Origin of the sequence: Microbacterium sp. H6 (assembly GCF_003314775.1) — a bacterium.
Lineage (GTDB): Bacteria > Actinomycetota > Actinomycetes > Actinomycetales > Microbacteriaceae > Microbacterium > Microbacterium oxydans.
In genome coordinates, this window is record NZ_QOAY01000259.1 from 3458 (window position 1) to 6993 (window position 3536).

At 68.1% G+C, this 3536-nt stretch carries 3 protein-coding genes; 1 reads left to right on the top strand and 2 read right to left on the bottom strand.

Features of this window, described 5'->3' with window-relative positions; all coding sequences use genetic code 11:
- Positions 1–139: 139 nt before the first annotated feature.
- Together DSP71_RS16680 and DSP71_RS16685 are read right to left on the bottom strand one after the other, a co-directional pair.
- Entirely contained in the window at positions 140–1096 is a 957-nt protein-coding gene (locus tag DSP71_RS16680) for a CPBP family intramembrane glutamic endopeptidase (protein WP_113681635.1), read from the bottom strand.
- A complete protein-coding gene (locus tag DSP71_RS16685) occupies positions 1093–2484 on the bottom strand; it encodes an FAD-binding oxidoreductase (protein WP_113681636.1) in 1392 nt (463 codons plus the stop codon). The genes DSP71_RS16680 and DSP71_RS16685 overlap by 4 nt, the downstream gene beginning before the upstream one ends.
- A gap of 127 nt (positions 2485–2611) precedes the next feature.
- Between DSP71_RS16685 and DSP71_RS16690 the strand changes: the two genes are divergently transcribed.
- Positions 2612–3536: condensation domain-containing protein (locus tag DSP71_RS16690; RefSeq protein ID WP_220151132.1), on the top strand; the 925-nt coding region annotated here is incomplete at its 3' end.

Genomic DNA, 3536 nt, shown 5'->3' on the forward strand with positions numbered 1-3536 from the left:
CGGGGCTCGAGGGTGCGCACGACGCCCCCCGCCGCATCGCGGCGCATCGGCGCGCGGTCGTCGCAGCCGTCGAAGGCATGCTCCGAGACGCGTGATGCCCTCGGGGGCGAGCGAGTCGCATCCGAGGGCATCGTGACGATCACGACGGACGGTCGGCTGAGCCGTTCGGCGCCGGGGTGCGCGCAGGACCGGTCCTCCGCGTGATCCACCAGACGGCGGCGGTGATCAGGGCCAGTGCCGCGCTCGGGATGAGGGTGGCGATGGATCCTGCGATCTCTCCCCGGCTGTTGAGCGCGCCGCCGAGATCGACGTGCAGCGTCGTGCCGAGCACGAGGGCCGACACGTTGTAGACGACGTGGAGGACGACGGCGGTTTCGAGTCCGCCGGTGCGCCAAGTGACGATCGCCAAGGATCCGAACAGCACGAGGTAGGAGGTGAGGATGTACGGGTCGAGCGAGCCGTGGAAGAGCGAGAAGAGGGCCGTGGGGATGACGATGCCGATCACCGCGCCGAGGCGGGCGCCCCTCGTCCACCCGCCGATGATGCGGAACATGAACCCGCGGAAGCCGTATTCCTCGCCTGCTGCCGCTAGTGGTGTCAGCAGCATGCCGATCACGAAGTAGGCGACGAGGTCGAATGTCGACCAGGGCACTTGGTCGACGGGCTCCAGGAGGAAGCCGACAGCGACGACCAGGAGCAGCACCGGGCCGAAGGCGAGCAGCGCTCGTCCGAGCACGCCGTATCGGAAGCGTCCGGCTACGGAGTGCATCGACCGGAAGGGGACTCCGTAGAGCACGCGCTGCAGCAGCATGGAGTAGGGGATGAGCAGGGCGAGCGACAGCGCGCCCGCAGCCTGCTGGAGCGGCGTGAAACCAGAGCGCCCCAGGAGCTCCGTATCGACGAGGCGCGCCCCCACCACGAACAGTTGCGCGAAGACGACCATCCCGACGACCACCAGGATGATCGCGAGGATGCCGCGGAGGATGCGACGCTTCTCGCCGGCATATACGCGGTGGTATTCGACGCCAGACGGCACCCGAGGACTCGGGACGGGTTCGTCCGACTGGAGGAGCCAGTTCGGCGCGGTGTTGGTCATGGGTGATCTCCTTGGTTCGTCTGCTGGTGAGGATGAGGCAACCCGATGGGGATGCCGGTGAACCTGCCTGTTGGGTCCCGGTCTCGTTTCACAGCGTCGAGGTGGTAGATGCTGCTGTCGTAGGTCGCGGCGGCGCGTGCGGTGTCGCCAGGTGGGAGAAGGTTCGGGTAGGCGGCAGGGAGGGCGAGGGGGCGGAGCGCGTCGAGAATCCGATCCGCCCAGGCGATCTGCTCGTCGTGACCTTCCGTGTCGGCGGTGGCTGCGATGATCTCGACCATGAGGTGCGGTTCCCGGAGCGCGCATGCGGAATGGTCGGCGCTGATGCGGGTGGCGGCGCCGTGGAAATGGTGGATGTTGATCGCGCTCAGCGGAGACGTGCGGCGTCGCTCTCCGTCCGCCAGAACCTCGATGACCTCGGGGGTGAGGCCGGTTAAGGATGCCGTGCGGAGTGTGTAGTGACGCCCGGAGGGGAACATGCCGTCGAGCGCGTGGAGCGCCTGCTGTGGCGTGGCGGGTCCGATCGTGGATGCCAGAGGCGTTCCCAGACGTTCGATCGCTCGCACCCACCCGGCCCCCTCGTCAGTTTCGCCGCTCCAGTGCAGTGTCACGAGCAGCGCGGCGTGGCCGTCGGGGCCGCTGCCGATCGCGGGGCTGACGGCGAGCTGATCGGGGAAGGTGGGGAGGACCCGGTCGAGGGAGGTGAGCACTTCGCTCATGTCGGCCGTCGGGAAGACGACGGTTCCGGCGAGCATGGCTGGGACTTCCTCCAGGGAGATCTCCAGAGAGGTGACGACGCCGAAGTTCCCGCCCCCTCCGCGAAGTGCCCAGAGGAGGTCCGCGTTCTCCGCATCGGAGGCTGCCACGATCGACCCATCGGCAAGAACGACTTCTGCCGAGATGATGGTGTCGGTTGCGAGGCCGAGAATCCCGAGATAGGGGCCGTATCCGCCGCCGAGGGCGAGCCCGGTGAAACCGACCTCATTGACCGTGCCCACTGCGGCAACGAGGCCGTGTTCCGCGGCGGCATCGATCACGTCCTCCAGCCGGGCCCCGCCCTGGACCGTGGCGGTTCGTGCCGTCGCATCGATCTGGACGCCGCGCAGCTGGGAGAGGTCGAGGGTGACGCCGCCCTTCGCCCGCGCTCGGCCGACCCAGTCATGGCCGCCGCCTCGGACGGCGATCGGCACGTCGCCCGGGACCGATTCGAGCACGTATCGGACATCTGCAGTGCTCGCGACTTGGGCGATGATCTCCGGGCGATGCGTCGGGTGTGCGCTCCAGAGTGCGACAGCCGTCGCGAACGAATCACCTCCCGGCCGGAGCACGCGCTCTCCCATCGCATCGCGCAGACGGCTTGCCAATGCGTCCCAATCGATGTCTCTCGTCATCGTCTCTCCTCTTCGTTCAGGCGGGGGCACCGAGTCGAGCGGCACGGCGTCCCCTGGGGCGAGCTAGCACACTGTGCTAGCTTCTGAGTACGCTAGCACGCTGTAATAGACCGGAGAGCCAATGAACATGCCCCTCACATCGACCCTTCGTCCATTGGGAGGCTTCGAGCGGATCATCGACCTGTACATCTCCCGCAACCCGGTGCAGTTCTCACTCGCCGTCGAACTGGCCTCACCGGTCTCTCCGGAGCAGCTGAGGCACGCGCTCACGGAGCTGCAAGCTCGTCATCCGCTCCTGGCGGCCCGCATCGACCGAGGGGGCGACCGCCCGACCTTCCGTCGGGACCATGCCCCGATTCCTGTGAGGCACGCGCGGGTGAGCGATTGGCAGACCGAAGCCGCCGCCGAGCAGACTCGTCCCATCGACCCCGAGGGCAGCCCGCTGGTCCGTGCAACGCTGATCACCGACGCCGGGCCGACGTGCGCCTCGGCGGTGGTGCTCACGTTCTCTCATCAGATCAGCGACGGACGCGGGGCCCTCCTCGCCGTTCACGATCTGGTCGCCCTGCTGGCAGGACGAACGCGGCGGGCGCGCACCGTCCCGGACGCGCAAGAGGATCACGTGCAGTTCTTGCCTTCCGCCGAAACGCCGTCGGCCAGCCTGCCAGCCGACGAGGAGGCGCCGAGACCCGCTGCTGTCCGGCCCTTCGATGCCGCATCGCCCAGGATCGACGTCGCCGAGCTCGACGCGGTCACGACGAGACTCCTTCGTGCCACCGCCCGAGCGAATGATTCGACGGTTCAGGGGGTCCTGTGTGCTGCTGCGGCACTGGAGATGCTCGACGGCTCACCGCAGGGGCAGGTCCGCATCAACGTGCCCATCGATCTACGTCCGCTCCTCGGGCTCGACGACGCCGTGGTCAATCGATTCGTCGCGACCACCGTGATGCTGAGTGCGACGGCGGAAGACGACTTGTGGTCGCTGGCGCGGCATGCCTCCATGCAGCTGCGGTCCGCTCGGGACCGCGCGGCGGAATCGGTCGCGATGCTCG

Bases quoted from the DNA above. Each gene is read 5' to 3' on its own strand.
- DSP71_RS16680 (WP_113681635.1), bottom strand. From the start codon at position 1,096: ATGACCAACACCGCGCCGAACTGGCTCCTCCAGTCGGACGAACCCGTC.
- DSP71_RS16685 (WP_113681636.1), bottom strand. From the start codon at position 2,484: ATGACGAGAGACATCGATTGGGACGCATTGGCAAGCCGTCTGCGCGAT.